This is a genomic window from Streptomyces aculeolatus, assembly GCF_020400605.1.
In the GTDB taxonomy this organism is placed as follows: domain Bacteria; phylum Actinomycetota; class Actinomycetes; order Streptomycetales; family Streptomycetaceae; genus Streptomyces; species Streptomyces aculeolatus.
Genome location: NZ_JAINRD010000001.1, coordinates 930,713 through 952,961 on the forward strand (window position 1 = coordinate 930,713; position 22,249 = coordinate 952,961).

General features: G+C 74.3%; 23 protein-coding genes. 10 read left to right on the forward strand and 13 right to left on the reverse strand.

Annotated elements, in window-relative coordinates; genetic code table 11:
- Positions 1 to 4: 4 nt before the first annotated feature.
- Both LG396_RS04085 and LG396_RS04090 read right to left on the reverse strand, forming a co-directional pair.
- Positions 5 to 1,150 carry a zf-HC2 domain-containing protein gene (locus LG396_RS04085; RefSeq protein ID WP_225793573.1) on the reverse strand — a complete coding sequence of 382 codons (1,146 nt, stop codon included), beginning with the start codon at positions 1,148 to 1,150 and terminating at the stop codon, positions 5 to 7.
- Positions 1,147 to 1,722: a sigma-70 family RNA polymerase sigma factor gene (locus tag LG396_RS04090; protein ID WP_100299714.1), complete on the reverse strand. Its 576-nt coding sequence runs from the start codon at positions 1,720 to 1,722 to the stop codon at positions 1,147 to 1,149. The genes LG396_RS04085 and LG396_RS04090 overlap by 4 nt, the downstream gene beginning before the upstream one ends.
- Positions 1,723 to 2,038: 316 nt before the next feature.
- Here LG396_RS04090 and LG396_RS04095 point away from each other — a divergent pair, with 316 nt between their 5' ends.
- Positions 2,039 to 2,455, forward strand: coding sequence for an STAS domain-containing protein (locus LG396_RS04095; RefSeq protein WP_018839462.1), 417 nt, complete (start codon positions 2,039 to 2,041; stop codon positions 2,453 to 2,455).
- 19 nt (positions 2,456 to 2,474) lie between these two features.
- Here the strand turns inward: LG396_RS04095 and LG396_RS04100 are convergent, their stop codons facing one another.
- Positions 2,475 to 3,071 carry a hypothetical protein gene (locus LG396_RS04100; protein WP_225793574.1) on the reverse strand — a complete coding sequence of 199 codons (597 nt, stop codon included), beginning with the start codon at positions 3,069 to 3,071 and terminating at the stop codon, positions 2,475 to 2,477.
- On the reverse strand, positions 3,068 to 3,361 hold the full coding sequence (locus LG396_RS04105) for a helix-turn-helix transcriptional regulator (protein WP_199850179.1): 294 nt from the start codon (positions 3,359 to 3,361) through the stop codon (positions 3,068 to 3,070). Before LG396_RS04105 ends, LG396_RS04100 begins: the two co-directional genes overlap by 4 nt.
- A 426-nt stretch (positions 3,362 to 3,787) precedes the next feature.
- Here LG396_RS04105 and LG396_RS04110 point away from each other — a divergent pair, with 426 nt between their 5' ends.
- Complete coding sequence (locus LG396_RS04110; RefSeq protein ID WP_018839465.1) at positions 3,788 to 4,288, forward strand: ATP-binding protein; 501 nt, start codon at positions 3,788 to 3,790, stop codon at positions 4,286 to 4,288.
- Between the two features lie 325 nt (positions 4,289 to 4,613).
- Positions 4,614 to 5,450 (forward strand): NAD(P)H-dependent oxidoreductase, encoded by an 837-nt coding sequence (locus LG396_RS04115; protein ID WP_225793575.1) that lies wholly within the window; start codon positions 4,614 to 4,616, stop codon positions 5,448 to 5,450.
- Here the strand turns inward: LG396_RS04115 and LG396_RS04120 are convergent.
- Both LG396_RS04120 and LG396_RS04125 read right to left on the reverse strand, forming a co-directional pair.
- The gene (locus tag LG396_RS04120; RefSeq protein ID WP_225793576.1) at positions 5,394 to 6,440 is read right to left on the reverse strand and encodes a GlxA family transcriptional regulator; all 1,047 of its coding nucleotides are present in this window, start codon (positions 6,438 to 6,440) and stop codon (positions 5,394 to 5,396) included. The genes LG396_RS04115 and LG396_RS04120 overlap by 57 nt on opposite strands.
- A 67-nt stretch (positions 6,441 to 6,507) precedes the next feature.
- The gene (locus LG396_RS04125; RefSeq protein ID WP_225793577.1) at positions 6,508 to 7,476 is read right to left on the reverse strand and encodes an SGNH/GDSL hydrolase family protein; all 969 of its coding nucleotides are present in this window, start codon (positions 7,474 to 7,476) and stop codon (positions 6,508 to 6,510) included.
- A 271-nt stretch (positions 7,477 to 7,747) separates the two neighbouring features.
- Between LG396_RS04125 and LG396_RS04130 the strand changes: the two genes are divergently transcribed.
- A complete protein-coding gene (locus LG396_RS04130; protein WP_225793643.1) occupies positions 7,748 to 9,070 on the forward strand; it encodes an MFS transporter in 1,323 nt (440 codons plus the stop codon).
- A gap of 12 nt (positions 9,071 to 9,082) precedes the next feature.
- Here LG396_RS04130 and LG396_RS04135 read toward each other — a convergent pair whose 3' ends face one another.
- The gene (locus tag LG396_RS04135) at positions 9,083 to 10,366 is read right to left on the reverse strand and encodes a glycosyltransferase family 4 protein (RefSeq protein WP_225793578.1); all 1,284 of its coding nucleotides are present in this window, start codon (positions 10,364 to 10,366) and stop codon (positions 9,083 to 9,085) included.
- A 139-nt stretch (positions 10,367 to 10,505) separates the two neighbouring features.
- Between LG396_RS04135 and LG396_RS04140 the strand changes: the two genes are divergently transcribed.
- On the forward strand, positions 10,506 to 11,072 hold the full coding sequence (locus LG396_RS04140) for a hypothetical protein (protein WP_225793579.1): 567 nt from the start codon (positions 10,506 to 10,508) through the stop codon (positions 11,070 to 11,072).
- 55 nt (positions 11,073 to 11,127) lie between these two features.
- Positions 11,128 to 11,637 carry a DinB family protein gene (locus LG396_RS04145; protein WP_225793580.1) on the forward strand — a complete coding sequence of 170 codons (510 nt, stop codon included), beginning with the start codon at positions 11,128 to 11,130 and terminating at the stop codon, positions 11,635 to 11,637.
- A gap of 66 nt (positions 11,638 to 11,703) precedes the next feature.
- Here LG396_RS04145 and LG396_RS04150 read toward each other — a convergent pair whose 3' ends face one another.
- Entirely contained in the window at positions 11,704 to 12,603 is a 900-nt protein-coding gene (locus tag LG396_RS04150; RefSeq protein ID WP_225793581.1) for a GNAT family N-acetyltransferase, read from the reverse strand.
- Between the two features lie 406 nt (positions 12,604 to 13,009).
- Between LG396_RS04150 and LG396_RS04155 the strand changes: the two genes are divergently transcribed.
- A complete protein-coding gene (locus LG396_RS04155; RefSeq protein ID WP_225793582.1) occupies positions 13,010 to 13,537 on the forward strand; it encodes a DUF1062 domain-containing protein in 528 nt (175 codons plus the stop codon).
- Positions 13,538 to 13,698: 161 nt separating this feature from the next.
- Positions 13,699 to 14,199 (forward strand): hypothetical protein, encoded by a 501-nt coding sequence (locus tag LG396_RS39110; protein ID WP_026276593.1) that lies wholly within the window; start codon positions 13,699 to 13,701, stop codon positions 14,197 to 14,199.
- A 23-nt stretch (positions 14,200 to 14,222) separates the two neighbouring features.
- On the opposite strand, the gene LG396_RS04165 is transcribed toward LG396_RS39110, so the two are convergent.
- A complete protein-coding gene (locus LG396_RS04165; RefSeq protein WP_037745482.1) occupies positions 14,223 to 14,618 on the reverse strand; it encodes a RidA family protein in 396 nt (131 codons plus the stop codon).
- A 62-nt stretch (positions 14,619 to 14,680) separates the two neighbouring features.
- Between LG396_RS04165 and LG396_RS04170 the strand changes: the two genes are divergently transcribed.
- Positions 14,681 to 15,676: a helix-turn-helix transcriptional regulator gene (locus tag LG396_RS04170; protein ID WP_225793583.1), complete on the forward strand. Its 996-nt coding sequence runs from the start codon at positions 14,681 to 14,683 to the stop codon at positions 15,674 to 15,676.
- Here LG396_RS04170 and LG396_RS04175 read toward each other — a convergent pair.
- A complete protein-coding gene (locus tag LG396_RS04175) occupies positions 15,654 to 16,712 on the reverse strand; it encodes an XRE family transcriptional regulator (protein ID WP_225793584.1) in 1,059 nt (352 codons plus the stop codon). The genes LG396_RS04170 and LG396_RS04175 overlap by 23 nt on opposite strands.
- Before the next feature lie 184 nt (positions 16,713 to 16,896).
- A complete protein-coding gene (locus LG396_RS04180) occupies positions 16,897 to 17,394 on the reverse strand; it encodes a winged helix-turn-helix transcriptional regulator (RefSeq protein WP_225793585.1) in 498 nt (165 codons plus the stop codon).
- Between the two features lie 112 nt (positions 17,395 to 17,506).
- Between LG396_RS04180 and LG396_RS04185 the strand changes: the two genes are divergently transcribed.
- Positions 17,507 to 18,397, forward strand: coding sequence for an NAD(P)-dependent oxidoreductase (locus LG396_RS04185; RefSeq protein ID WP_225793586.1), 891 nt, complete (start codon positions 17,507 to 17,509; stop codon positions 18,395 to 18,397).
- A gap of 28 nt (positions 18,398 to 18,425) precedes the next feature.
- Here LG396_RS04185 and afsK read toward each other — a convergent pair whose 3' ends face one another.
- Positions 18,426 to 21,083, reverse strand: coding sequence for a protein serine/threonine kinase AfsK (afsK, locus tag LG396_RS04190; protein WP_225793587.1), 2,658 nt, complete (start codon positions 21,081 to 21,083; stop codon positions 18,426 to 18,428).
- Positions 21,084 to 21,309: 226 nt separating this feature from the next.
- Positions 21,310 to 22,170: an AfsK-binding protein KbpA gene (gene kbpA / locus LG396_RS04195; protein ID WP_225793588.1), complete on the reverse strand. Its 861-nt coding sequence runs from the start codon at positions 22,168 to 22,170 to the stop codon at positions 21,310 to 21,312.
- Between the last annotated feature and the right edge of the window lie 79 nt (positions 22,171 to 22,249).

Here is a 22,249-nt window from a genome sequence, read left to right on the forward strand (position 1 = left end):
GCTCCTACAGCCGCGACAGCGACGCCGTCGCGTACAGGAAGTCGTCCACCGCCTCGCGCTCCCCGTCGCGTCCCACCGCGGCCTCCTCCGGTGACACGTGCCCCGCCGCCAGCCGGCAGAACTCCAGGCCCTCCAGCGCCGCCGGCGAGTCCAGTGGCAGGTACCAGTTCCCGCCGCCCTTGCCCTCCACCTCCAGGTGCAGCGTCCGGCCGGGCGCACCCGCCGCCACCAGCGTGCGCGGCGGTGCCGCGCGCCCCGAGCGGCGCCGGGCGGCCAGCGTCTGCGGCAGCAGCCGCGCCGCCAGGTCGATCATGAGGTGCATGTGCTCGGGAGTCGGCGGCACGTACGGGTAGTCCACGGCCTCCGCGATGTCCCAGGCGTGCATCCAGCACTCGAAGGCCCGGTCCAGGAAGGCGTCCCGCAGCGGCAGCGTGGCCCCGCCGCCGTACGGCACGAGCAGGTCGGCGACGCCGCCGCCGGCGAACCCCGCGGTCCTTATCAGCGCGTACGTCTGGGTCCGCCACTCGTCGCGCATCTTGCTCGCGTGCCTGCGCCGGAACTCCCGTGCGAGCGACTGCTGTTCGGCGTACGACGACCCGGCCTCCCGCCACAGCGCCTCGGTGCGCCCGGCGGGGGAGGCGACGGTGCGCGGGTGGGTCTCGTCGGCGGGCGTGTCGGCGGCGAGCGGGTCGGGGAGGCCGAGCGCGAGGGCCAGCAGCCCGTCGACGGCCAGGAGGTGGCCGATGACCCCCGCCACCGACGTCTCGCGCACCGACGGCCGGTCGTCGTCGTACCACGCGAGCTGGACCGGAGCGCCCCAGTCCGCCTCGCCCATGTCGTCCAGCAGCGCGTCGAGCCGGGCGGCCTCCGCGTCGTACGGCACGGACCAGCGCGGCATCGGGATCCCCGGCATCCGCCGCGTGAGGCACAGCTCCAGGACCCCGCTGCGCAGGGCCGGGTCCATGTCGAGGTTGTCGTGCGGGTGCAGGAGGCGTACGGCATCGCGCAGCCGTAGTGCTTCGTCCGCGCAGGGCGCGCAGTCGGTCAAGTGCGCCTCCACGGCCGCGGTCTCCTCGGGGGCGCAGGCCGCCAGCGCCCACGCGCCGAGCAGGGACTTCAGCCGGCGGTGGTCGTAGGGCCCCATGATCATGAGGGCCGCCCGGCCTCGGTGTACGCGGTGGCCAGCATCTGCAGCCCGAGGCGCAGCCGGCGGCGCGCCTCGTCGGCGGAGACGCCGAGTTCCGCGGCGGTCTGGCGGTAGTCGCGGCGTTTGAAGTACGCCAGCTCCAGCGCGGCGCGCAGCGGTTCCGGCATGGACGTGACGATGTAGTCGGCGCGGGCGGCGGCGGTGACGGCGCGGATGCGCTCCTCGCTGTCCGCGATCTCGCCGGCCGCACCCGCCTGGATCACGGCCCAGCGCAGCCGCCGCACGGCGTGCTTGTGCGCGAGGCCCGCCAGGAAGGAGCGCAGCTGGCCGCGCTTCGGGTCGTACGCGTCGGGGTGCTGCCAGACGTACGAGAACACCTCGGACAGCACGCCGTTCGCCTCCTCCTCGTTCTCCAGCACGCGCAGCGCGAGGCCGTAGACGAGGGGCGCGAAGCGGTCGTACAGCTCGCTGAGCGCCGCGGCCTCGCCGCGCGCGAGCCGCTGCTGCATCTTGCGGTTCCAGCGGGGCGGGAAGGCGCCCTGGCCGGTGCCGTGCGGTCCGGTGCCGTGCGCCATGCGCCCCCTATCCGTCGCCCGCCCCTGGTTACCGCTGCCCACGAATGTAGCGCCGGGGAGCGGGGGCGCATGCCCTCGGAGCGCTATCTGTACCGGATGGCGCGCAGCAGAAGGCAACGAATTGCCAACGGTTATCCGGTGCTGCCCGGAATGCGGGGGACGTGTGGGGCGATTGCGCATAGGGTCGGTGTTTCATCTTGTGTGCCGTGGGCACAGCAGGTGACACGTGCAACACGGCAGACGCGAATGGCAGAAACGGACGGGCGAGCGGGCGCGACAGGCTGACAGGCGACGGAAGGACAGCGACCGGGTGTCTTTGCTGCAGGTGACCACCGACAACCGAGGCGACTGGTACGTCCTGTGGGTCTGCGGCGAGCTGGACCTGGTCACCTCGCCACGCGTACGGCAGCACGTGCACGACGCCGTCGCCCAGGGCCGCCGCCGCCTCGTCCTCGACCTCTCCGCGGTCCGCTTCTGCGACTCCAGCGGCGTCGGCGTACTCATCGCCGCGCGCCGGCTGCTGAGTTCCTGCGGCGGCGAGTTCCGCCTGATCCTGCCGGCGGACGGCGGGGTGGGCGCCGCGGGCGCGACCGGCGGCGTCTCGCGCACCGCGGTCTCCGGCGGGGCGCACGTGAACCGGGTGCTCGCGGCGCTGGGCGTACGGCGGCTGTTCGCCGTGTACGCGGACGTGGACGACGCGACGAGCGGCACGGCCGAGCCGCTGTCGGCGTAGCCGCCGGGGGAGTTGGGGCTCAGCCGGCCCCGTCCGCGGCGCCGTCCTGGAACTCGTCCGCGAAGTCGTCCGAGAAGTCGTCCGCGGGCTCGTCGCGCGCCTGCAGCCCCGCGACCCACAGCGGCATCAGCCACACCGTCGCCAGCGCGTACACCAGCACCCACACCGCCGGCACCCCCGGCAGCCCGTCCGCGCCCACCGCCTCGGCGAGCACGAACACCCCTGCCGCCGCGGCGAGCAGCGCCGTGGCCGCCCGGTGCGCGACGGCCCCGGCGCGGTCGCGGTCGGCGCGCTGCCGCTCGTCCAGCATCCGCGTACGCAGCTCCAGCAGGCCGCGCGTGCCGCCGTTCAGCGTGCCGGTCGCGACCACCCACAGCACCAGCAGGACGGCCAACGGCGCGACGAGCCAGGCGGTATCGCGGACGTACAGCAGGCTGGTGCACGTCAGCGTCGCGACGGTGAGCGCCGCATGGGCGCCGACGACGGCGCGGCGCCGCCCGGCGGTGGCGAACGCCGGGCGCACGGCGGCGTCGTTCATCACCCGGAACACGGCGCGGTCGTACGTGGTGGCCTTCTTCGCGTCGCCGAAGGCGCGCTCGGTCGTGGGCTGGGTCATCGTGCTCCCCTGTCTGCGCTGTCCTGCCTGTCGCGTGCGTTCCCGTGGCCCTGCGGCCCGTACAGCTCGTCGCTGAGCGGGCGGAACGGCCGGAGGGCGAACAGCACTTCCACCGGCAGTTCGAAGTACTCCGCTATGCGCAGAGCGAGGTCGAGGCTCGGGTTGTACTGCCCGCGCTCGATGTGCCCGATCGTCTGGTAGTGCGCGCCGACGGCCTCGGCCAGCTGCTTCCGCGACACGCTCCGCTCTGCGCGGATCACCGCCAGTCTGTTGTGGACCTGCTCGCTCATGTATAAGAAGTTATACATCGATGCCCGGCAGCGCAAGAGGAAGGGGGCGGCGATTCAACTACGGAGAGTGCCGAAACTGGGCAGAGCCCCAACACGCATGGGCGAACTCTTCCGTTACGCAACGAAGTCGGCCCCGACTCCACTACCCTTCATCAGGTGCGAGTTGTCATGCGGCGACACGGACCCGCGGCCCGAGAATCGGTGGCCGGGGCGGTGCGGAATTGCCGGACTCGTGCAAGGTCACAGCAGCATGAGTGGTCGACGCCGGACCGGCGTTCGACCGTCGGCCGCGAGCGTCGCACAGTATGCCGCACGCGCACTCTTTCGCGCTGGGATATGCCCGAAGCGCTTGTTGCCGTGACGCTACGTCAATCATCCTGGACGGCAGAGAGATCACGCAGCGTGATCCCGAGGATGGTGTGAGCGGTGCAGACCCTGCAGGTACATCTCAAGGTGTGGCCCGACCCCGTCGAGGTCGGCCGGGCCAGGCGGTGGACGCGGGCGCGGTTGGCATGGACCGGGGTGGAGGCGGACGAGCCGTACGCCGAGTCGCTGGTGATGCTCGTCTCGGAGCTGGTCACCAACGCCGTCGTGCACACCGACCGCCCCGCCGAGCTACGCCTCGCCCTCCCCGCCTCGCCGGCGGACTGCGGTCCGTACCGGGTGGAGGTCGTCGACACCTGCGCCGCCCCGCCGCGGCAGCGGCGCGCGCAGGAGTACGAGACGCACGGCCGGGGACTGGAGCTGGTCGACGCCATCGCCGACCGCTGGGGGTGGCAGGCGGAAGGATTCGGCAAGGTCATCTGGTGCGAGATCGACCGCGCCTGTGCCCTCGCCCGGCCGCCGGGGGAGCGCGCGGACGGCGCGGACGGCGCGCTCTTCGCGGGCGCGCACGAACACGCACGCGCCGGCACGAACAGCACGTGACACCTCCGGTGCGGAACAGGTGTTGACGAGGCGTACGGGCCTGATCACCCTTGTGGGCAGCGATTCGTCGTGAGGGGACGCCGAGGGCTGCCGGCCGGTCGGACGCCCTTGGCGAAGGCGGGTCGCGCATCCGGCGCACGTCCCCATCCGCCGATGCCGGGTGGCGGTTCGCCGTGCAGGGCTCGGGGTTGCACGGGCGCACCGCCACTCGACCCTCTCCGGTCGCGGGCGCGTCGCGGGCGGGCGGCCGGCCCGTGGCGCGATTATTGCGAATGATGGCGACACGGCTCTCGTCCCGGGTCCGGGGCGGCGCGAGGCTCGAAGCATGAACATCCTCTGGCTCTTCGCCCACCCCGAACACCGCTCCCTCAACGCCTCGCTCCGCGACGACGGCGTCCGCGCGCTGCGCGCCGCGGGGCACGAGGTCCGGCAGAGCGACCTGTACGCCATGGGCTTCAAGGCCGTACTCGACGCGGACGACTACGCGGGCGACGACGCGGCCGGCGACGCGGCCGGCGGCCGCCTGCTGGTCGGCGACGCCCAGGAGGACGGCTGGCGGGCCGGTACGGTCAGCGCCGACATCGCGGCCGAGCACGAGAAGCTGGCGTGGGCGGACGCGCTCGTCGTGCACTTCCCGCTGTGGTGGTTCGGGCCGCCGGCGATCCTCAAGGGGTGGTTCGACCGGGTGCTCGTGCAGGGGCTCGCGTCGAAGGTGAAGGACGCGCAGGGCAACACGCGGCGGTACGGGGACGGGGGCCTGGCCGGCAAGCGGGCGGTCGTGGTCACGTCGGTCGGCGCCCGCGAGGCGAGCTTCGGCCCGCGCGGCATCCACGGGCACATCGACGAGGTGCTGTGGCCGCTGCACCACGGCACGTTCTTCTACACCGGCATGGCACCGCTCCCGCCGTTCGTCGTCTACGGCGCGGACCGCCTGACGCGGGAGGACTACCCGGCGGTGGCGGAGGCGCTGCGCGAGCGGCTGCACGGGCTGGGGACGACGGCCCCGCTGCCGTACCGGCCGGAGCGGGGCGGGGACTACGACGAGGGGCTGGAGCTGCGGCCGGAACTGGCGGAGGGAGAACGGGGCCTGGGCATCCACAGCGCCTCAGGCGACCGCCCCGTCCCCGTCCGCGCGGAAGGTGCGCCGGTACGCGCTGGGTGAGACGCCCAGTGCCGACTGCAGGTGCTGCCGCAGCGACGCCGCCGTCCCGAACCCCGCGTCCGCCGCGATCCGGTCCACCGGCAGGTCCGTGTCCTCCAGCAACTGCCGCGCCCGCTCCACCCGCTGCACCGTCAGCCACTGCCCCGGGCTCATCCCCACCTCGTCCCGGAACCGCCGCGTGAACGTCCGTACCGACATCGACTCGCACGCCGCCAAGTCCCGCAGCGCCAGCGGCTCGTGCAGTCGCGCGAGCGCCCACGCCCGCGCCTTCGCCGTCGTCGACACCGCCGGCTCCGGCACCGGCCGGCGGACGAACTGCGCCTGCCCGCCGTCCCGGTGCGGCGGTACGACGGTGCGCCGCGCCACGTCGTTGGCCACGGCCGAGCCGTGGTCGTGCCGGATCATGTGCAGGCACAGGTCGACGCCGGAGGCCACCCCCGCGGACGTGAGTATGTCGCCGTCGTCCACGTACAGCACGTCGGGGTCGAAGCGCACCTTCGGGAACAGCGTCCGGAACCGGTCGCCCGACGCCCAGTGCGTCGTCGCCGGCCGCCCGTCGAGCAGTCCGGCGGAGGCGAGCACGAACGCGCCGGTGCAGATCGACGCGAGCCGCGTCTGCGGCCGCACGTGGGCCAGGGCTCCCGCCAGCTCCTCGGGCAGCTGTCCGCGCGTGTACGCCTCGTCCGCCTCGTGCGACGCCGGCACGATCACGGTACGGGCCTGGGCCAGCGCCTCCGGCCCGTACCGCACGTTGATGCTCACGTCCGCGTCCGTGCGCACCTCGCCCGGCGCGACGGAACACGTCACAACCTCGTACAGCGGGTCCCCGGCCGCACTCCGGGCGCGCCCGAAGAGCCGGTGCACGATGCCCATCTCGATGGGCAGCATCCCGTGCCGTACGAAGACCGCGACGGGATGCCGCTCCGGACACCGGAACACGGGCACCGGGGCGGCGTCCGGCACGCCGGCGGACCGCTGCACAAAACCCATGGCCCAATCCTTGCACACCCCGGCCCCCGGGCCACAAGAGCCGGGGGCCGGGTGCAGTGGGCCTGGGTCAGCTGATGGTGTTGAGCATCGCCTCTTCGACGTGGTCGGCGGCGTTGCGGTGGCCGAGGGCATTGGGGTGCACGAAGGACAGCTGGTCGGGGAGGGTGATGACGCCCTCCACCCACTTGCCGTCGTCGCAGGCGCTGTGGTTCCGGGAGGAGTCGTAGAGGTCGACGAAGCTTGCGGCCTCCTGGGTGCCGGTCGACTTCTCGATGGCCTTGTTGAGCGGTTCCAGCACGTCCTGGCGCAGCCAGTTCAGGTCGCCCTGTGTGATCGTGCCGAACTTCGTCAGGTCGCCGTAGCCGCACTTGGCGGTGTCCGCGGGGACGACGGTGGGGTAGCCGACGGCCAGGATCTTCGCCTGCGGGGCGCGCTCGTTGAGCACGGTGAGCATCCGGTCGTACTCGCGGCTCACCTTGTCCAGCCGGGCCGGGACGCCGGCGGCCAGGCCGTCCTTGCACGGGGTGCCCGCGCCGTCGTTCTCGCCGCCCAACTGCATGCACTTGTTGAGGAGTTCGGCGAAGCCGAGGGTGTTGCCACCCGCGCCGACCGTGATGACGTCGGTGTCGGCGCCCACCGCCTCGGACTGAGTGGGCACAGCGGGGAACGGGTGGTCCGGGTCTTCGGAGACGGGCGGCAGGTGACGGCCGATCGGCTGCTGGGGTGTGTCGGTGACGTCCTCGACGGTGGCCGCGCCGCAGCTGACGTTGGTCAGCTCGAAGAGACCGCCGAGATCGCGGTCGATGACCTGGGGGTAGGACCGGTCGGTGCGCTCGCAGCCGTCGCGCGGGTACTCGAAGGCGTCGCCCGCGGCCCGGATGACCCCCGCGGTGTAGGAGTCGCCCAGGGCGACCCACTGGTACTCCTCGGCCGCGGCGGCGGACGGGGACCCGGCGAACTGCGCGGGGACGACGGCCCCGGCAGCGAGGGCTGCGGCCGAGCCGAGCAGGGCCAGGCGGTTGCGGAAACGGGCCACGAATCCTCCAGGGATACGGTGTCGATGGCGCTTCGGCCATAGAGAAGTGCAGCTACTGAGAGCGCTTGATCCATTGCGGACAGTAACAAAAGCCTTGTGGGGGGTGGGCCTCTGCGGGTGAAGCGGCGCGGTGTGTCGATCGCCTGGAGGGGCGTGGCCGGATGGACGCGTTCCCCGGCGCGAGGTGGCCCGATCCTTGCATACCTTGGCCCTCGGGCCACTCGTCCCGGCGTGATCTCCGGGACATCCTCGACGGGTGACGCAGCCATCCATGCCCTCCGCCGGCACCGGGACCCGGACCGATGCGCCCGCGCCCGCCGCGGGGAAGCGCCCCGCCGGACGGCGCGTGCACCGCGCCTGGTTCGTCGCGGCCGTGACCTTCGTGACCGTCGTGGCCGCCGCCGCCTTCGTCGCGCTCCCCGGGCTGCTGATCGGCCCCCTGCACGACGAGTTCGGCTGGTCGCGCGGCACGATCGGCCTCGCGGCCTCCGTCAACCTGACGCTGTACGGCGTCACCGCCCCCTTCGCCGCCGCGCTCATGGACCGCTTCGGCATGCGCCGCGTCGTGGCCGTCGCGCTCCTGATGATCGCCACGGGCGCGCTGCTCAGCCACTGGATGACGGCGAGCTGGCAACTGATCCTCTACTGGGGCCTGCTCATCGGCCTCGGCACCGGCTCCATGGCCCTCGCCTTCTCCGCCACGGTCACCAACCGCTGGTTCGTCAAGCACAAGGGCCTCGTCACCGGCCTCCTCACCGCCGCCACCGCCTCCGGCCAGCTCGTCTTCCTCCCGCTGCTGTCCTGGGTCGTGGAGACCCACGGCTGGCGGCCGGCCACGGTCACCGTCGCCCTCGTCTCCGCCGCCGCCGTCCCCTTCGTCTGGCTCCTCCTGCGCGACCATCCCGCCGACGTCGGCCTCGCCCCCTACGGCGCCGCCGAGTTCGTCCCCAAGCCGCCGCCCCGGCGCGGCGCCGCCGGGCGGGCACTGCGGGTCCTGCGCGACGCCTCGCGCAGCGGTACGTTCTGGCTCCTCTGCGGCGCGTTCGCGATCTGCGGGGCCTCGACGAACGGCATCATCCGCACCCACTTCGTGCCCTCCGCCCACGACCACGGCATGGCCATGACGGCGGCCGCCTCGCTTCTCGCGGTCGTCGGCATCTTCGACATCATCGGCACGATCGCCAGCGGCTGGCTCACCGACCGCTACGACGCCCGCCGGCTGCTCGCCGTCTACTACGGGCTCCGCGGCCTCAGCCTGATGTTCCTGCCGCTCCTGCTCGGCCCGTCCATCCACCCGCCGATGATCTTCTTCATCGTCTTCTACGGCCTCGACTGGGTCGCCACCGTCCCGCCCACGCTCGCGCTCTGCCGCGAGCACTTCGGCGAGGACAGCGCGATCGTCTTCGGCTGGGTCCTCGCCTCCCACCAGATAGGCGCGGCGCTGGTCGCCTGGCTGGGCGGCGTGGCGCGCGACGTGACGGGCTCGTACGACATGGTGTGGCTGGCGTCGGGCGGGCTGTGCGCGCTGGCGGCGATGATGTCGCTGGTGGTGCGGCGGGCCCGGGAGGACGAGCCGGTACGGGCGGCGGCGTAGCCCCCCGCCCGCCTACTTCCGTCCCGCCCGGCGCAGCGCGGCCGCCGTCAGACGGCGCAGCGCGTACGCGCCGCCGTAGGCCGTGCCGCGGGAGCGCAGTGCCAGGTCGCGTACCGCGCTCCGCGGGCCCCGGGCCCCGGCCCGCTCGACCAGCTCCGTGAAGAGTGCCTCGTGCCGTAAGGCGATCCGCGCCGGGTCGAAGCGTTCGGCGGCGGCGAGGGCCGCGGCCCCGGTGCGGCGGCGCAGGCCGTCGTCCTCGATCAGCTCCAGCAGGGCGGTGGCGACGGCCTCGGCGTCGCCGACCGGCACCAGGCGGCCGTCCACGCCGTCCTCGATGATCTCGCCCGGCCCGTGCGGGCAGTCCGTGGCGACGACGGGCAGCGCGCAGCGCATCGCCTCCACGATCGTCATGCCGAAGGACTCCTTGCTGGACGTGACCGCGGCCAGGGAGCCTTTGACCCACTCCCGTTCCAGGGGGTCGGCGTTGCCCATCAGGAAGACGTGCTCCCCGAGGTGCAGTCGTGCGATCAGCGCCCTGAGCGCGTCGCGCTCGTTGCCGGTCCTGTCGCCGCTGCCGTAGATCCTCAACGTCCAGTCGGGGCGGGCCGCGACGACCTTGGAGAACGCCTCGACCAGCAGGTCGTAGCGCTTGACGCGGGTCAGCCGGCCGGCGGCGACGACCACCTTGCCGCTGCCGTCGGCGGGGGCGACGGCCGGCTTCGGCACGCTGTTGGGAACGGCCTCGATGCGTACGCCGGGCAGGTTCAGGCGGGTGCGGTAGGCGCGGGCGTCGGCCTCGGTGACGGTGGTGACGGCGTCGAGGAGGCCGTAGCGGATGGCGAGTTCGCGGCGGAGGCGGTGGCCGTGGCCGTCGAGCGTGAGGTGCTCCTGGCCGACACGGACCGGGCCGCGGCGCGTCTGGCGGGCGATGTGGACGTTGAGCCCGGGGCGGGTGCCGATGACGACGTCGGCGTCCACGGAGCGCAGGTGGGCCCCGATGCGGTCGTCGGTGAGCCTGCTGTACTGGCCGTATCTGCCGTCCCCGCGCGGGAAGACCCGGGCGGGCCTGCGGTGGCCGGGCAGGTCGCCCGCGAAGTCGGGGCTCGACCGGCGCAGGTCGACGAGGGTGCGGACGGGGATGCCGGCCGGCTCTCCCATCATGGGCTCGTCGCGGTGGCGGAAGACGGAGACGATCTCCACGTCGTGCCGCTCCGCGAGCGCGCGGGCGAGGTTGAAGGTCGTACGGATGGTGCCCCCGATTCCGTACGTGTTGTGCAGCAGGAATGAAATACGCATGCGTGGTCGTGCCCCCCAGATGGTGTCGAACAGGACTCTAGTTCTTCGCCGCACGGGCCCCGCGGGTTCTTCCAGTGGCGGGAGGGGCGGGAGGGACGTAGCGTCGGATGGGGGACTACGGCATCGGAGGAGTACGAAGATGCTGGAGAACACCGCGCACAAGAAGCGCTACGTCGTCGGATCCGTCCTCGTGCTGATCGGCGCCGTGGCCGTCGTCTGGAGTGCCTGGCTCCCCTGGTACAACGGCCGCGACGGGCGGCACTACGGGCTGGGCGACGTCTTCGACGGCATCTCGACCACCCGCGCCCAGCTCTTCGGGTCGATCTTCCTGCCCATGGCGTTCGCCGCGCTGCTGGCGCTCTACGGGACCCTGACGCGCTCGCGCGTCCTCGTCATCCTCGCGGGGCTGCTGGTGCTGTTCATCAGCGCGCTGTGGATGTTCCGGCAGAGCCAGCTGGTCGGCGGCCTGAAGGTCAGCACGGACGGCACGGGCCTGGACGTCGGCACGGCGTTCGCGGTGATCGGCGGCGCGCTGATGCTGATCGGCCCGGGCGTCTGGGGCAAGGAGCACCGCCGCCCCCTCACCGCGGAGGGGACCACGACCGAGGCCCACCGCCGTGTCGTCTCCACCACCGACAAGCCGCGGCGGCCCGACGAGCCGGAGTCCCCCGCCGACCGGCCCGAGGAACCGCCCCGCGCCGCCTAGGGTCTGGGGAGATACTGGCCCGGAACGGCAGGCGCGCGAGCGAGGAGTACGGCCGGTGACCGGTGACAACCGCGTGGGTCCGCCCCGCTCGGGCAGCGAACGCGACACGCTGCGGGCGTTTCTTGACTACCACCGCGCGACCCTCGCCATGAAGTGCGAGGGGCTGACCGACGAGGAACTGCGGCAGCAGTCGGTGCCGCCGTCCACGCTCTCCCTGCTCGGTCTGGTGCGGCACATGGCGGAGGTGGAACGCGCGTGGTTCCGCCGCGTGTTCGAGGACGCCGACGCGCCCATGGTCTGGTCCGACCGGATCGACTTCCAGGCGGCGTACGACGCGAGCAGGTCGACCAGGGCGGAGGCATTCGGGGCCTGGGAGGCGGAGGTGGAGAACTCGCGCCGTATCGAGCGGGAGGCCGCGTCCCTCGACCTCCTCGGGCACCAGCCGAGGTGGGGCGAACAGGTGTCGCTGCGGATGGTGATGGTGCACGTGCTCCTGGAGTACGGACGCCACAACGGGCACGCGGACTTCCTGCGCGAGGGCGTCGACGGCACGGTCGGCGCCTGAGCGGCCCGGCGGGCGCCGCGAGGCGGGGGGTCCGGCCGCCCGGCACCGGACCCCGCGCCTCACCGGCTACGCCTCCCTGCCCGCCGGGTGGAAGTTGATGCGCTCCTTGACGACGGGGAAGCCGGCCTTGGTGAAGTTCGCGGCCATGGGGAAGTTGCCCCGGTCCGTCGCACCGCTGATGAACTCCGCGCCGTGTTCGACGAGTACGTGGGTGCACTCGGCGAGGAGGTCGTAGGCGTAGCCGTTGCCGCGGTGCTCCGGGACGACGCCGATGAAGCCGATGGTCGGGCCGGAGGGGTTGTGGGCGGGGATGTGGATGCCGGCCAGGTCGCCGTCCGGCGTGTACGCGGTCTGCCACCACTCCCGGGGCGAGGGGAACCAGTGGAAGATGTCGAGTTCCTCCTGGGCCGCCTGGTCGAGGCCGCCTTCCTCGGCCGCCTTGAGCGCGTGCGCGTCCAGGGTGGCGGAGTGGATGCGGCGCAGGACGTCGAAGAAGACCGCGTCGTCGGGTTCGGCGCCGAAGCGCAGGCGGCCGGGGCGCTCGGGCAGGCCGTGGTCCGGCGTCCAGCGGTAGAGGAAGCGCTCGACGAGGAGTTCGTACCCGGCGGCGCGGGCGGCGGCGAAGCGGGCCTCGGCGGCGGCGCGCAGGGCGGGCCGGTCGCGCCAGTCGCCGGGCAGGTTGATCTCGAGTTCGACCTGCCAGGGTGCGGAGCGCAGGAGTTGCGTTCCCGCCGCCTCCTCGCCCTCGGCCACGTCGAACCAGTTGACGGTGAGCGGCTCCTTGTCGTCGGGGCCGCCCCACCAGGCGCCGCGGGCGACGACCTCGCCGTCGCGCAGGGCGACGCGCTTCCACTCCGTACGGAAACGGGTGCGCCGGTGGGACTCGCGTGCGCCGAGGGGGTCGGGCAGTGCGTCGAAGAGATGCGCGTCGCTCTCGGTGAGCGCGCGGATGACCGGATCGGTCATGGATTCCTCCGGGATACGTGCTGCTTGGCGCGCTCCCGTCGGGATTTAACGAACCACGCCGGACTGCGGGCGAGGGGAGCGCTGGACAGGTGTGAACTTCACGGCACTCGCCTCCTTCCGTCCGTCTCAGGGCGTGACGTCACACATTAGGTGATCGCCCGCGGGCCGTCCACGGCTTTTCTGCGGCCCCGGGAAAACGGGTGGAGCGGCGCCGTCACGTGCCCGTACGGTGGCCGCGGCCGAGTCGTCGAGGCAAGGGCGTGCCGTTGTACACCGTGTGAGACCTCCCGAGCGCTGATTGGTCGCGCGTCGTGCGCCGCTTCGTGCGGGCGCCGCCGCGCTGCTTTTTGCTGCGGTTTTCTCACACAGATTCCGGTGTACTTCTGTGCTCACAGACTGGTTGGTCATGCCCACCCGCCTGCCGCTCGTCCGCCGCCGCTGCCACGCGTGCACGTCCGGGCGGTTCCGGGCGGACGGCAAGTTCCGTGTCAACGCCCATCACAAACTCCTCGACGCCTGGCTCCTCGTGCTCTGCACGGGCTGCGGGCAGACGGCGAAGCTCACCGTCCTGGAGCGGGTGAACGTACGCTCCGTACCCCCCGGGCTCCTGGACCGGCTCCACCGCAACGACATCCACCTGGCCGCCACCCTGCTCCAGGACCCGTCCTTCCAGCGCCGCAACCGCGTGGCGCTCGACTGGGCCGGCGCCTGGCGCCTCGACACCGGCGGCACGGACCACCTGGACCGCGAGGTCGTCGACGTCGCGGTGCGCTTCGCGGCCCGCATCCCGGTCCGCCCGGTGCGGCTGATCGCCGACGGCTGCGGCCTCACGCGGGCCGAGGCGGAGCGACTGGCCGAAGAAGGGAGGCTCGTCTCGGCCGTCCGCCTCAACACCAGGCTGACCGGCGACTTCACCTTCACCCTCAAACGCTGAGCCCGTCTCGGCACCCCCTACGGGCCTGCCCGGCGGAGTCGCCGGGCAGGCCCGTACCGCCGCCGGGGGAGGGCGGGCCGGGACCGGTCCCGGGTGCCGTGCCGCAAAGTGGCCGCCGCAAGGCGGACATCCGCCGGACCGCCCCGGGACGGGAGACGAGCATGAAGGACACCCACGCCACCCGCCGACGCGCGGCAACCGCGGCGCGCGGGATACTCGCGCCCGCCCTCGCGCTGCTGCTGGCGGCGTGCGGCGGCGACGACGGGGAACCGGAGGCGGGCACGTCGCCGGCCGGCGGGGAGAAGGCCGCCTCGTCGTCCCCCTCGCCGACTCCCACGCCGACCCCGACCCCGACTCCCACGCCGACGCCGACGCCCGAGAAGGCGGCGGACGGACGGGACCTCGAAGCCTGCCTGGACCGCACCTGCGAAGTCGTGGTCGGGACCGGCGACGTGATCCGGTTCGCCGACCGGTTCGAGGCCGAGACGCTGGCCTTCGGCCAGGTCGCGGACGGCGGCGCCGAGTTCACGGCGACCGACGACCAGCCGTCGCCGTTGAGCGGCTCGCTGGGCGGCTCGGGGCAGGTCCAGGCCGGCGACATCTCCGCCGACTTCCGGTGGACGGACGACGACCGGCTCATCGTGAAGATCCGGCCGCGCTAGGGTCTGTCCGGGCCGCGGGCGGGTCAGGCGACGGCGGTGGCTTCCAACTCGACCAGCAGGGTGGGGATCGCCAGGCGGGTCACCCCCAGCATCGTCGTCGCCGGTGCCGCCTGTGCCGCCGCGAGGCGTCCGGCCAGCGCGCCGTAGTGCTCGAAGAGGACGTCGACGTCGGTGGTGTAGACGTTGAGGCGGACGAGGTTCTCCAGGGACATGCCCGCCCCGGCGAGCACCGCTTCGAGGTTGTCGAGGCTGAGGGCGAGCTGCGCGGCCATGTCGCCGGCGTGCCGCGGCCGGCCCTCGGGGCTCATGGCGGTCTGGCCGGAGACGAAGAGGGTCCGGGTGTGGCCGGAGACGAGTTCGCCCTGGTTGAAGCCCATCTCCGTGGACCAGGTGACCGGGTTAATCGCTGTGCGTTCCATGGTCGTCAGCCTCGCAACGAATGACGACATCCTGTGTCGTATATCTTGCTAGATTTTCTCGTATGCGCGCTGATCGTCTGGTCTCGCTGGTCCTGCTGCTCCGCCAGCGCGGCCGGCTCTCCGCCGCCGTGCTCGCCCGCGAGTTGGAGGTCTCCACCCGCACCGTGCTGCGCGACATCGACGCGCTCTCCGCCGCCGGCGTCCCGGTGCACTCCGAACGCGGGCGGCACGGCGGGTTCGCGCTGCTGCCCGGCTTCCGTACCGAGCTGACCGGGCTGAACCACGACGAAGCCCTCGCCCTCCTCATCGCCGGATCGCGGCGCGGCGCGCAGGCGTTCGGGCTCGGCTCCGCGCTCGCGTCGGCGATGCTCAAGGTCGTCGACGCGCTGCCGCCCGGCTACCGCGACACCGCCGCGGGCGTCGCGGAACGGCTCCTCGTCGACCCCGGGACCGACCTCCTCGCCCGCCCGCTCACCGCCGAGGACGTGCCGGACGACGTGCTCGCCGCGATCCGCGGCGCCGTGCTCGCCGGGCGGAAGCTGCGGATCCGCTACGCCCCCGAGGGCCGGGCCGCGACGTGGCGCACGGTGGACCCGGTCGGCCTGGTGACCGTACGGGACAAGGGCTACCTCCTCGCCGCCCGCGCCGGCGAGGATCGCACCTACCGCCTCTCCCGGGTGCGCGCCGCCGAGGAACTCGCAGAACCGGCCGAGCGGCCCGAGCGCGTCGACCTCGACCGGGCCTGGCAGGAGCGGAGCGCCCGGTTCCGTAGCGGCGGCGACCAGGTCGCCGTAGTGGTACGGGTCGCGCCGCGGCGCCGCGAGGAGCTGGTGGGCACCGCCCTCGCCGTACTCGCCGAGGACGTGGAGCCCGACGGGCGGCTGCGGCTGGAGGCGGCGTTCCAGGACGCGCGGCACGCCGAGTGGGCGGTGTGGCAACTCGCCACGGACGCCGAGGCGCTGGCGCCCGAGTGGCTGCGTACGGCCCTGCGCGACCGCGCCGCCGCCCTCGCCGCCCGGTACGCCGGCGGCCCGGCTACGGCGGCGGGGTCAGGCTGATCCGGAACACCTGGTCCGCGGCGCCGGAGCAGCGGGCCTGAACGATCTCCGCGCCGGGGGCGGTGTCCTCGTCCCGCGGCGCCAGGCACGCGCCGGTACCCGGCAGGATCCGGAAGCGCGGCTCGCCCCGCCCGCCGGCCGGCTCGAGCCGGAAGCGCTGCGCGGGGTCGTCGTCGGCGCACCTGTCGCGGGGCTCGAGCAGGGCGCGGCCGGGCCCTTCGAGCATGGCGGTCAGGCAGCCGATGCCGTGCTCGGGATGGTGCCACTGGATCTGCACCTCGCCGCCCCCGACGGGTTCGAGGTAGACCCGCGGCTGGACGGCCCCCGCACAGGGCTGCTGGGCCGCGACCGCCGTTGGGTAGCGGCCCGTGCGGTCCGTGCCCTCCGTGACGCACAGCCCGGGCGTACGGGCCGGCCGCAGCTGCGCCCAACTGCCCACGGCCCTCAACTCCTTCAGGCCCTCGATCCCCGGCACCGGATCGTCGCTGACCGCCGCCCGCGGCCCGCCGGACTCGGACGCGCCCGGCAGCAGCGCCTGCACGCCCAGCGTGCCGCCCGCGCCGATCCCGACCGCCGCCAGCAGCCCGGCCGCCCACCGCCACCGCGCGCCGGCGGCGGGCGGCGGTGCGCCGCGGTCGTCCTGCGCGGCCGGCGGCGGGGGCGCTTCGTCGCCGGGCGGCGGGGCGGCGGGCGCGGGGTCCTCGCCGGGCGGCGGGGGCGCGTGCTCGCGGGTCGCGATCCGGCGGCGGGCCTCCAGCCACGCGCCGACGTCCCGCTCGGCCAGGCCGCAGGCGCGGGCGTAGGCGTCCACGAAGCGCTCCCGCGGCAGCGTCGTGCGGCCGAGGGTGGTGGCGATCGTGCTGGCCGGGAGGGTGTCGGCGTGCGCGGTGGCCTTGGCCTCCAGCTCGCGGTACGTCAGCCCGGACCAGGTGCGCAACGCCCGCAGCGCCGCGACGTATTCGGTCCTCGTACGCAGCTGCGCCGGCTCCGGCGCCGCCGACCGCGGCCCCGGTAAGCCGTCTTCCTCCTGGCTCATGGCCCCCAGCATGGCGGCACCCGCGGGTGCCCGGCGACCTGAAACCGGCCTTGTTGGGGCGCGTTCGGAACAGGTGAGCAACGTTCCGAACGTACGCGAACGGGGATCCGCCTTGTCAGCCGCGCGCCGCGGCGGACACCCTCGGTCCAGGCGCCGGAAGCGAACCGCACCGGCGGCCGGCGGCCTAGCGGGCCCGCTCCCCGCTGCCGTGGGCGGCGGGCGTACGGGGGGTGGGCGGTGCGGGCGGGGCGGTCGGGTCGGCAACGGGGGTACGGGCAGCGCGCGCATCGGCGCTCTGCCCGTCCGCGACCCGCCTCTCCGCGCCCTGCCCGTCCGCGCCCTGCCCGTCCGCTCGCCGCTCGCGGCCCCAGTGCGCCAGCGGCACCAGCGCCGCGTTCAGCCGGGTGCCCGACTCCGTCAGCGAGTACTCGACGCGCGGCGGCACCTCCTCGTACGACACCCGCCGCACGATCCCGTCCGCTTCCATCTCGCGCAGGTGCGAGGCGAGGACCTTCTCGGTGATCCCCGGCAGCAGCCGGCGCAGCTCGCCGAAGCGGAGGTCCCGCCGGTCGTCCAGCGCCCAGAGGATCAGCACCTTCCACTTGCCGCCGATGACCTCCATCGCGGCGTCGATGCCGCAGACGTGGCCGTCCGGTGCACCGGGCCGGTTCAGCGTGGTCATGCCGTCGCCTCCCGCTTCCGCACCCCGCCGGGGTGCTCGCTCACCCCAGGGTAACCACCCACTCCGAAGTGCGTACTTGATCATCCGCGGGCCCGTGACCAGCCTTGTCGTCATGACACCCGACACGAAACCGCACAGCCCCGAGAAGGCCCCCGTGACGCTCCTCGGTCTCGGCGCGATGGGCACCGCGCTGGCCCGCGCCTGGCTCGCCGCCGGCCACCCGACGACCGTCTGGAACCGCACCCCCGCCCGCGCCGCGGCACTGGCCGCCGAGGGCGCCCGTACGGCCGGCACCGCCGCGGCGGCGGTCGCCGCGGGCCCCCTGGTCGTCGTCTGCCTGCTGGACGACGTGTCGGTCGGCGAGGTGCTGGCCGGCGCGGACCTCGCCGGCAAGGACGTCGTCAACCTGACCACCTCGACCCCCGACCAGGCCCGCGACCGCGCGGCCTGGGCGGAGGAGCGGGGCGCGCGCTACCTGGACGGCGGGATCATGGCCATCCCGCCGATGATCGGCGTCCCGGAAGCCGGCGGCTACGTCCTCTACAGCGGCCCGCGCGACCTCTTCGACGACCACCGCGCGACCCTCGCCGTCCCGGCCGGCGCCACCTACGCCGGCGCGGACCCGGGCTTCGCGGCGCTGCAGGACGTGGCGCTGCTGAGCGCCATGTACGGCATGTTCGCCGGCGTCACGCACGCCTTCGCCCTGGTCCGCCGGGAGGACGTGGACCCGGCGGAGTTCGCCGGGCTGCTGACCGGCTGGCTCACCGCCATGGCGCCGGTGGCCCACCGGATCGCCGGGGAACTCACCACCGGCGCCGACCCCGAGGAGGAGGTCGCCGGCCTCGCCATGCAGGTGGCCGGCACCCCCACGTTCCTCGACACCGCACGCGGGCAGGGCGTCAGCCCGGAACTCGTCACCCCGTACTTCGAGCTGATGCGCCGCTGCCTGGCGGAGCGCGAGGCGAACAACCCGCAGGGCATGGTCGACCTCCTGCTGCGCTGACGCCGGGAGCGGGGGTGCGCCCGCGGCGTCAGCGGCGGGCGGTGCCCTTCTCGGCGTCGAGGGCGTAGACGCAGCGGTCCTTGCTGCAGGCGTAGACGACGCCGTTGGCGACGACGGGGGAGCCGGTGATCTCGCCGTCCGTGGCGAGCTTCCAGCGGAGCTGGCCGCCGACCGCGTCGACCGCGTAGATGCAGTGGTCGGCGGAGCCGAAGTGGACGCGGCCGTCCGCGGCGACCGGGGCGCCGATCAGGTCGCCGCGGGTGGCGAAGCGCCACATCGGGGTGCCGGCGACGGCGTCGAGGGTGTAGAGGGCGGCGCCGCTGCCGACGTGGACGTGGCCGTCGGCGACGAGGACGGGCTCGATGGACTGGCGGGCCTCGGTGGCGATGCGCCAGCGCTCGCGGCCGTCGGCGGCGTCGAGGGCGTAGACCGTGCCGAGGTGGTCGGCGACGAAGACGCCGCCGCCCGTCAGGGCCGCGCCCGGGGCGTACGCGGGCGGGCTCAGCAGCACCGCGGGGGCCTCGAACGTCCAGCGCAGCGTGCCGTACGCCGCGTCCAGGGCCAGGACCCGCTTGCCCGCCGACACGAAGACCGTGGGGCCCGCGGCTGCACCGGCGGTGGCATCCACCGGGAGCAGCCGCACCGGCACGCCGCCGCAGGCGGCGGCGTCGCCGACCGGGTACGACCAGCGCTCGGCGCCGGAGCGGGTGTCCAGGGCGCGCAGCCGGCCCTCGCCCCAGACGTAGACCGTGCCGTCGTGGGCCAGCGGCCCGGCCTCCTGCGTCTCGAACTCCGTCTGGGCGCCGGTCAGCTCCCACAGCGGCTCGCCGGTCGCGGCGTGCCGGGCCTGCATGCCGCCGCCGCGGGTGCCGGTGACGACGGTGCCGGCGGCGACCTGGAGCGAGTACACCCAGCCGCCGGTGGCCTGGCGCCAGCGCTCGCGGCCGTCCGCGGCGTCCAGGGCGTACAGGCTGGGGCCGTCCGAGGCGTGGACCAGGCCCTCGTCCAGCGCCATGGACCAGGCGACCTCGCGGGTCTTGAACTGCCGCCTGCCGCTGGTCACGTCCAGGGCGTGGACCTCGAAGGAGGTGACGTAGAGCAGGTTGCCGGAGACGACGGGCTTGCCCCAGACGTCGTTGGACATCCGGAACCGCCACGGCCGCCAGCGCGCCGGCTCCTGCGGCGCGACCTCGGCCGGGGGCGCGGGGGCGGTGGTCGGCGGGGAGGCGACGGGCGGGTGGCTGCCGGAGTGCGCTGCGGGCGCCCGGTGCCCGCCGTGCGCCCCCGCCGAGCCGCGGGGCCGGGCCCAGCCCAGGTCGAGGCCGCCGTCCGCGGCGGCGCGGGCGCGCGCGGCACGGGCGTCCACGACGCGGGGGCCGGGGCCGATGGGCACCGGGGAGCCGGCCAACTGGACCTCGGCGCCGGGAGCGTGCGGCTGCGCGGGCGCGTGCTCCGGCGGCGCCGCCGGAGCCGCCTGCGCACCGGCGGGCGCGGCATGGGCGGGCCCCGCGGGCGGCCCGGCGTGCCGCCCGGGGGCGGAGTGCGGCGCGGACTGCGGTACGGAAGGGGGCGCCGACTGCGGCAGGGAGTGCGGCGCGGAATGCGGCGGGGACTGCGGTACGGCCCCGGCCCCCGGTCCGCCTCCGGGCCCGGCGGACGGTGCCACCGCCGGCGGCTGCCCCGGCGGGTGCGTGGGCCGCGGCGGCATCGACCGGCGCGCCGCGGAGGACCCCCGCGACCCCCCGTTCCGCCCCGCCGACCCGCCGTGCCCGGCCCCGCCCAGCGTGGCCGCGGCCCCGCGGCGCGCCTCGATCATCCGGATCGCGGTACGCGGCAGCCACGCCGACGCCGTACCGGAGTCGTCGCCCGCGGCGCCGAACAGGTGCGGCGCCAGGTCGGACTGCAGCGCCTCCGGCGTGGGCCGGTGGTCGGCGGTCATCTGCATGCACGCCTCGATGAGCGGCCGCAGCTCGCCCGGCAGCCCTTCCAGGTCGGGCCCCTCGCGCAGCAGCATGAACACCGTCTCGACGGGGTTCGCGCCGTGGAACGGGGCATGGCCCGTAGCGGCGAAGACGAGGGTGGAGCCGAGCGAGAAGACGTCGCTCGCGCCCGTCACGCTGCGGGAGTCGCGCGCCTGCTCCGGCGACATGTACGCGGGCGTGCCGACGGCGACGTTGGTCATCGTCAGCCGGGTGTTGGAGACGCCGGAGGCGATACCGAAGTCGATCACGCGCGGCCCGTCCTCCAGGACCAGCACGTTGGACGGCTTGAGGTCGCGGTGGACGAGCCCGGCGCCGTGGATGGACTGCAGCGCCTCCGCGACGCCCGCGGCCACCCACCGCACGGCCTGCGGCGGCAGCGGCCCGCAGTCGTTGACCATCTCCTCCAGCGAGGGCGCGGGCATGTACGCGGTGGCCAGCCACGGCACGGCGGCGCGCGGGTCGGCGTCGACGACGGGGGCGGTGTAGAAGCCGCTGACGGCCCGCGCCGCCTCGACCTCGCGGGTGAAGCGCACGCGGAAGAGCTGGTCCTCGGCGAGCTCGGTGCGGACAGTCTTGATCGCCACGCGGCGGCCGGAGGCCGACCGCGCGAGATAGACGAGACCCATCCCGCCGGCGCCCAGCCTGCCGAGCACCTCGAAAGGACCGATCCGCCTCGGGTCGTGCTGCGCAAGCTGCTCGACCACGTAACCATCCACCTCCCCGTGGGGGGCTCCCGTAACCGGGCCCCCCTGCAGCCTCTCACCGCAGGCGTACGGCCGTCAGTCCCGAAAGTACGCCTGCCGATTCTCCACTCCGGAACCCGCCGGGGCTAACCCGGGGGGCGGCTCCGGACACCGCCGCCCCTGGAACCGCCGGGTCCGGCCGGGCCCCGCGGGCCGTGCCGCCCGCGGGGCCCGGGAGCGCACCGGCTCAGGTCCCGTCCGCGCTGGTGGCGGCCGCGGAGGGGGCCTCCGCCGCCGGCTCGCCGGCGGCCTCGCCGTCGTCCCCGCCCGACTCGCCGTCCATCACCGCGAACGCCGCCCCCTGGTTGTCCACCACCACCGCGAACGTCGCCCCCGGGATCTCCTGCCGGTCCACCAGCACCCGCCCGCCCCCGCGCCGTACGGTCCGCAGGGCGTCGCCGACATCGCCCACCCGGAAGTAGACGAGGAAGTGCGGCGGCATCTCCGCCGGGAGCACGTCGCCGACGAGCGCCCGGCCGGCCACCTGGCGGCCGGAGTCCGGCAGTGCCCACGCCATGAAGTCGCCCGCGTCGAACGGGGGAGCCGTCAGCTCGTACCCGAAGACGGCCGGATAGAAGGCGTCCGCCGCCTCCGCGTTGCGCACGTAGACCTCGGCCCAGCAGAAGGCGCCCGGCACGTCGGTCGCGCCGAAGCCCGGCCGCGCGCCGGCCTGCCAGACGGAGAACACCGCGCCGTCCGGATCCGCGACCACCGCCGAGCGGCCCGCGTCCGAGGCCGCCTCCGGCTCGGTGAGCACGGTGCCGCCGGCCTCCCGGACCTTCGCCACGGTCCCGGCGAGGTCCGGGGTGGCCAGGTGGACGCCCCAGGCGGTGGGCATCCGGCCGTCCTTCTTGGCGACGAGCGCCGCAACCGGTCTGCCGTCGAGGAGCGCCCGCGAATGCCGGGGGAAACCCGGGCTGGAATCCGTCCCCGCGCCGCCCTCCGTGAACGTCCAGCCGAACAGCTCGCCGTAGAAGCGCTCTCCGGCGCGGAGGTCGGGCAGGCTGGCGTCGGCCCAGCAGGGTGAGCCCTCGGCGAATGCGTCCATGGCCGTCGTAGTCCTTCCGTGGACCGTGGTGGGGATTGGCTTGAGGGGGACTGGCGGGACGTGGATCGTGCGATGGGTC

Excerpts from the sequence above, each read along its gene's own strand:
- LG396_RS04085 (WP_225793573.1), bottom strand. The coding sequence starts at position 1,150 with ATGATCATGGGGCCCTACGACCACCGCCGGCTGAAGTCCCTGCTCGGC.
- LG396_RS04090 (WP_100299714.1), bottom strand. The coding sequence starts at position 1,722 with ATGGCGCACGGCACCGGACCGCACGGCACCGGCCAGGGCGCCTTCCCG.
- LG396_RS04100 (WP_225793574.1), bottom strand. The coding sequence starts at position 3,071 with ATGACCCAGCCCACGACCGAGCGCGCCTTCGGCGACGCGAAGAAGGCC.
- LG396_RS04105 (WP_199850179.1), bottom strand. The coding sequence starts at position 3,361 with ATGAGCGAGCAGGTCCACAACAGACTGGCGGTGATCCGCGCAGAGCGG.
- LG396_RS04115 (WP_225793575.1), top strand. The coding sequence starts at position 4,614 with ATGAACATCCTCTGGCTCTTCGCCCACCCCGAACACCGCTCCCTCAAC.
- LG396_RS04120 (WP_225793576.1), bottom strand. The coding sequence starts at position 6,440 with ATGGGTTTTGTGCAGCGGTCCGCCGGCGTGCCGGACGCCGCCCCGGTG.
- LG396_RS04130 (WP_225793643.1), top strand. The coding sequence starts at position 7,748 with ATGCCCTCCGCCGGCACCGGGACCCGGACCGATGCGCCCGCGCCCGCC.
- LG396_RS04135 (WP_225793578.1), bottom strand. The coding sequence starts at position 10,366 with ATGCGTATTTCATTCCTGCTGCACAACACGTACGGAATCGGGGGCACC.
- LG396_RS04140 (WP_225793579.1), top strand. The coding sequence starts at position 10,506 with ATGCTGGAGAACACCGCGCACAAGAAGCGCTACGTCGTCGGATCCGTC.
- LG396_RS04150 (WP_225793581.1), bottom strand. The coding sequence starts at position 12,603 with ATGACCGATCCGGTCATCCGCGCGCTCACCGAGAGCGACGCGCATCTC.
- LG396_RS04155 (WP_225793582.1), top strand. The coding sequence starts at position 13,010 with ATGCCCACCCGCCTGCCGCTCGTCCGCCGCCGCTGCCACGCGTGCACG.
- LG396_RS39110 (WP_026276593.1), top strand. The coding sequence starts at position 13,699 with ATGAAGGACACCCACGCCACCCGCCGACGCGCGGCAACCGCGGCGCGC.
- LG396_RS04165 (WP_037745482.1), bottom strand. The coding sequence starts at position 14,618 with ATGGAACGCACAGCGATTAACCCGGTCACCTGGTCCACGGAGATGGGC.
- LG396_RS04170 (WP_225793583.1), top strand. The coding sequence starts at position 14,681 with ATGCGCGCTGATCGTCTGGTCTCGCTGGTCCTGCTGCTCCGCCAGCGC.
- LG396_RS04175 (WP_225793584.1), bottom strand. The coding sequence starts at position 16,712 with ATGAGCCAGGAGGAAGACGGCTTACCGGGGCCGCGGTCGGCGGCGCCG.
- LG396_RS04180 (WP_225793585.1), bottom strand. The coding sequence starts at position 17,394 with ATGACCACGCTGAACCGGCCCGGTGCACCGGACGGCCACGTCTGCGGC.
- LG396_RS04185 (WP_225793586.1), top strand. The coding sequence starts at position 17,507 with ATGACACCCGACACGAAACCGCACAGCCCCGAGAAGGCCCCCGTGACG.
- kbpA (WP_225793588.1), bottom strand. The coding sequence starts at position 22,170 with ATGGACGCATTCGCCGAGGGCTCACCCTGCTGGGCCGACGCCAGCCTG.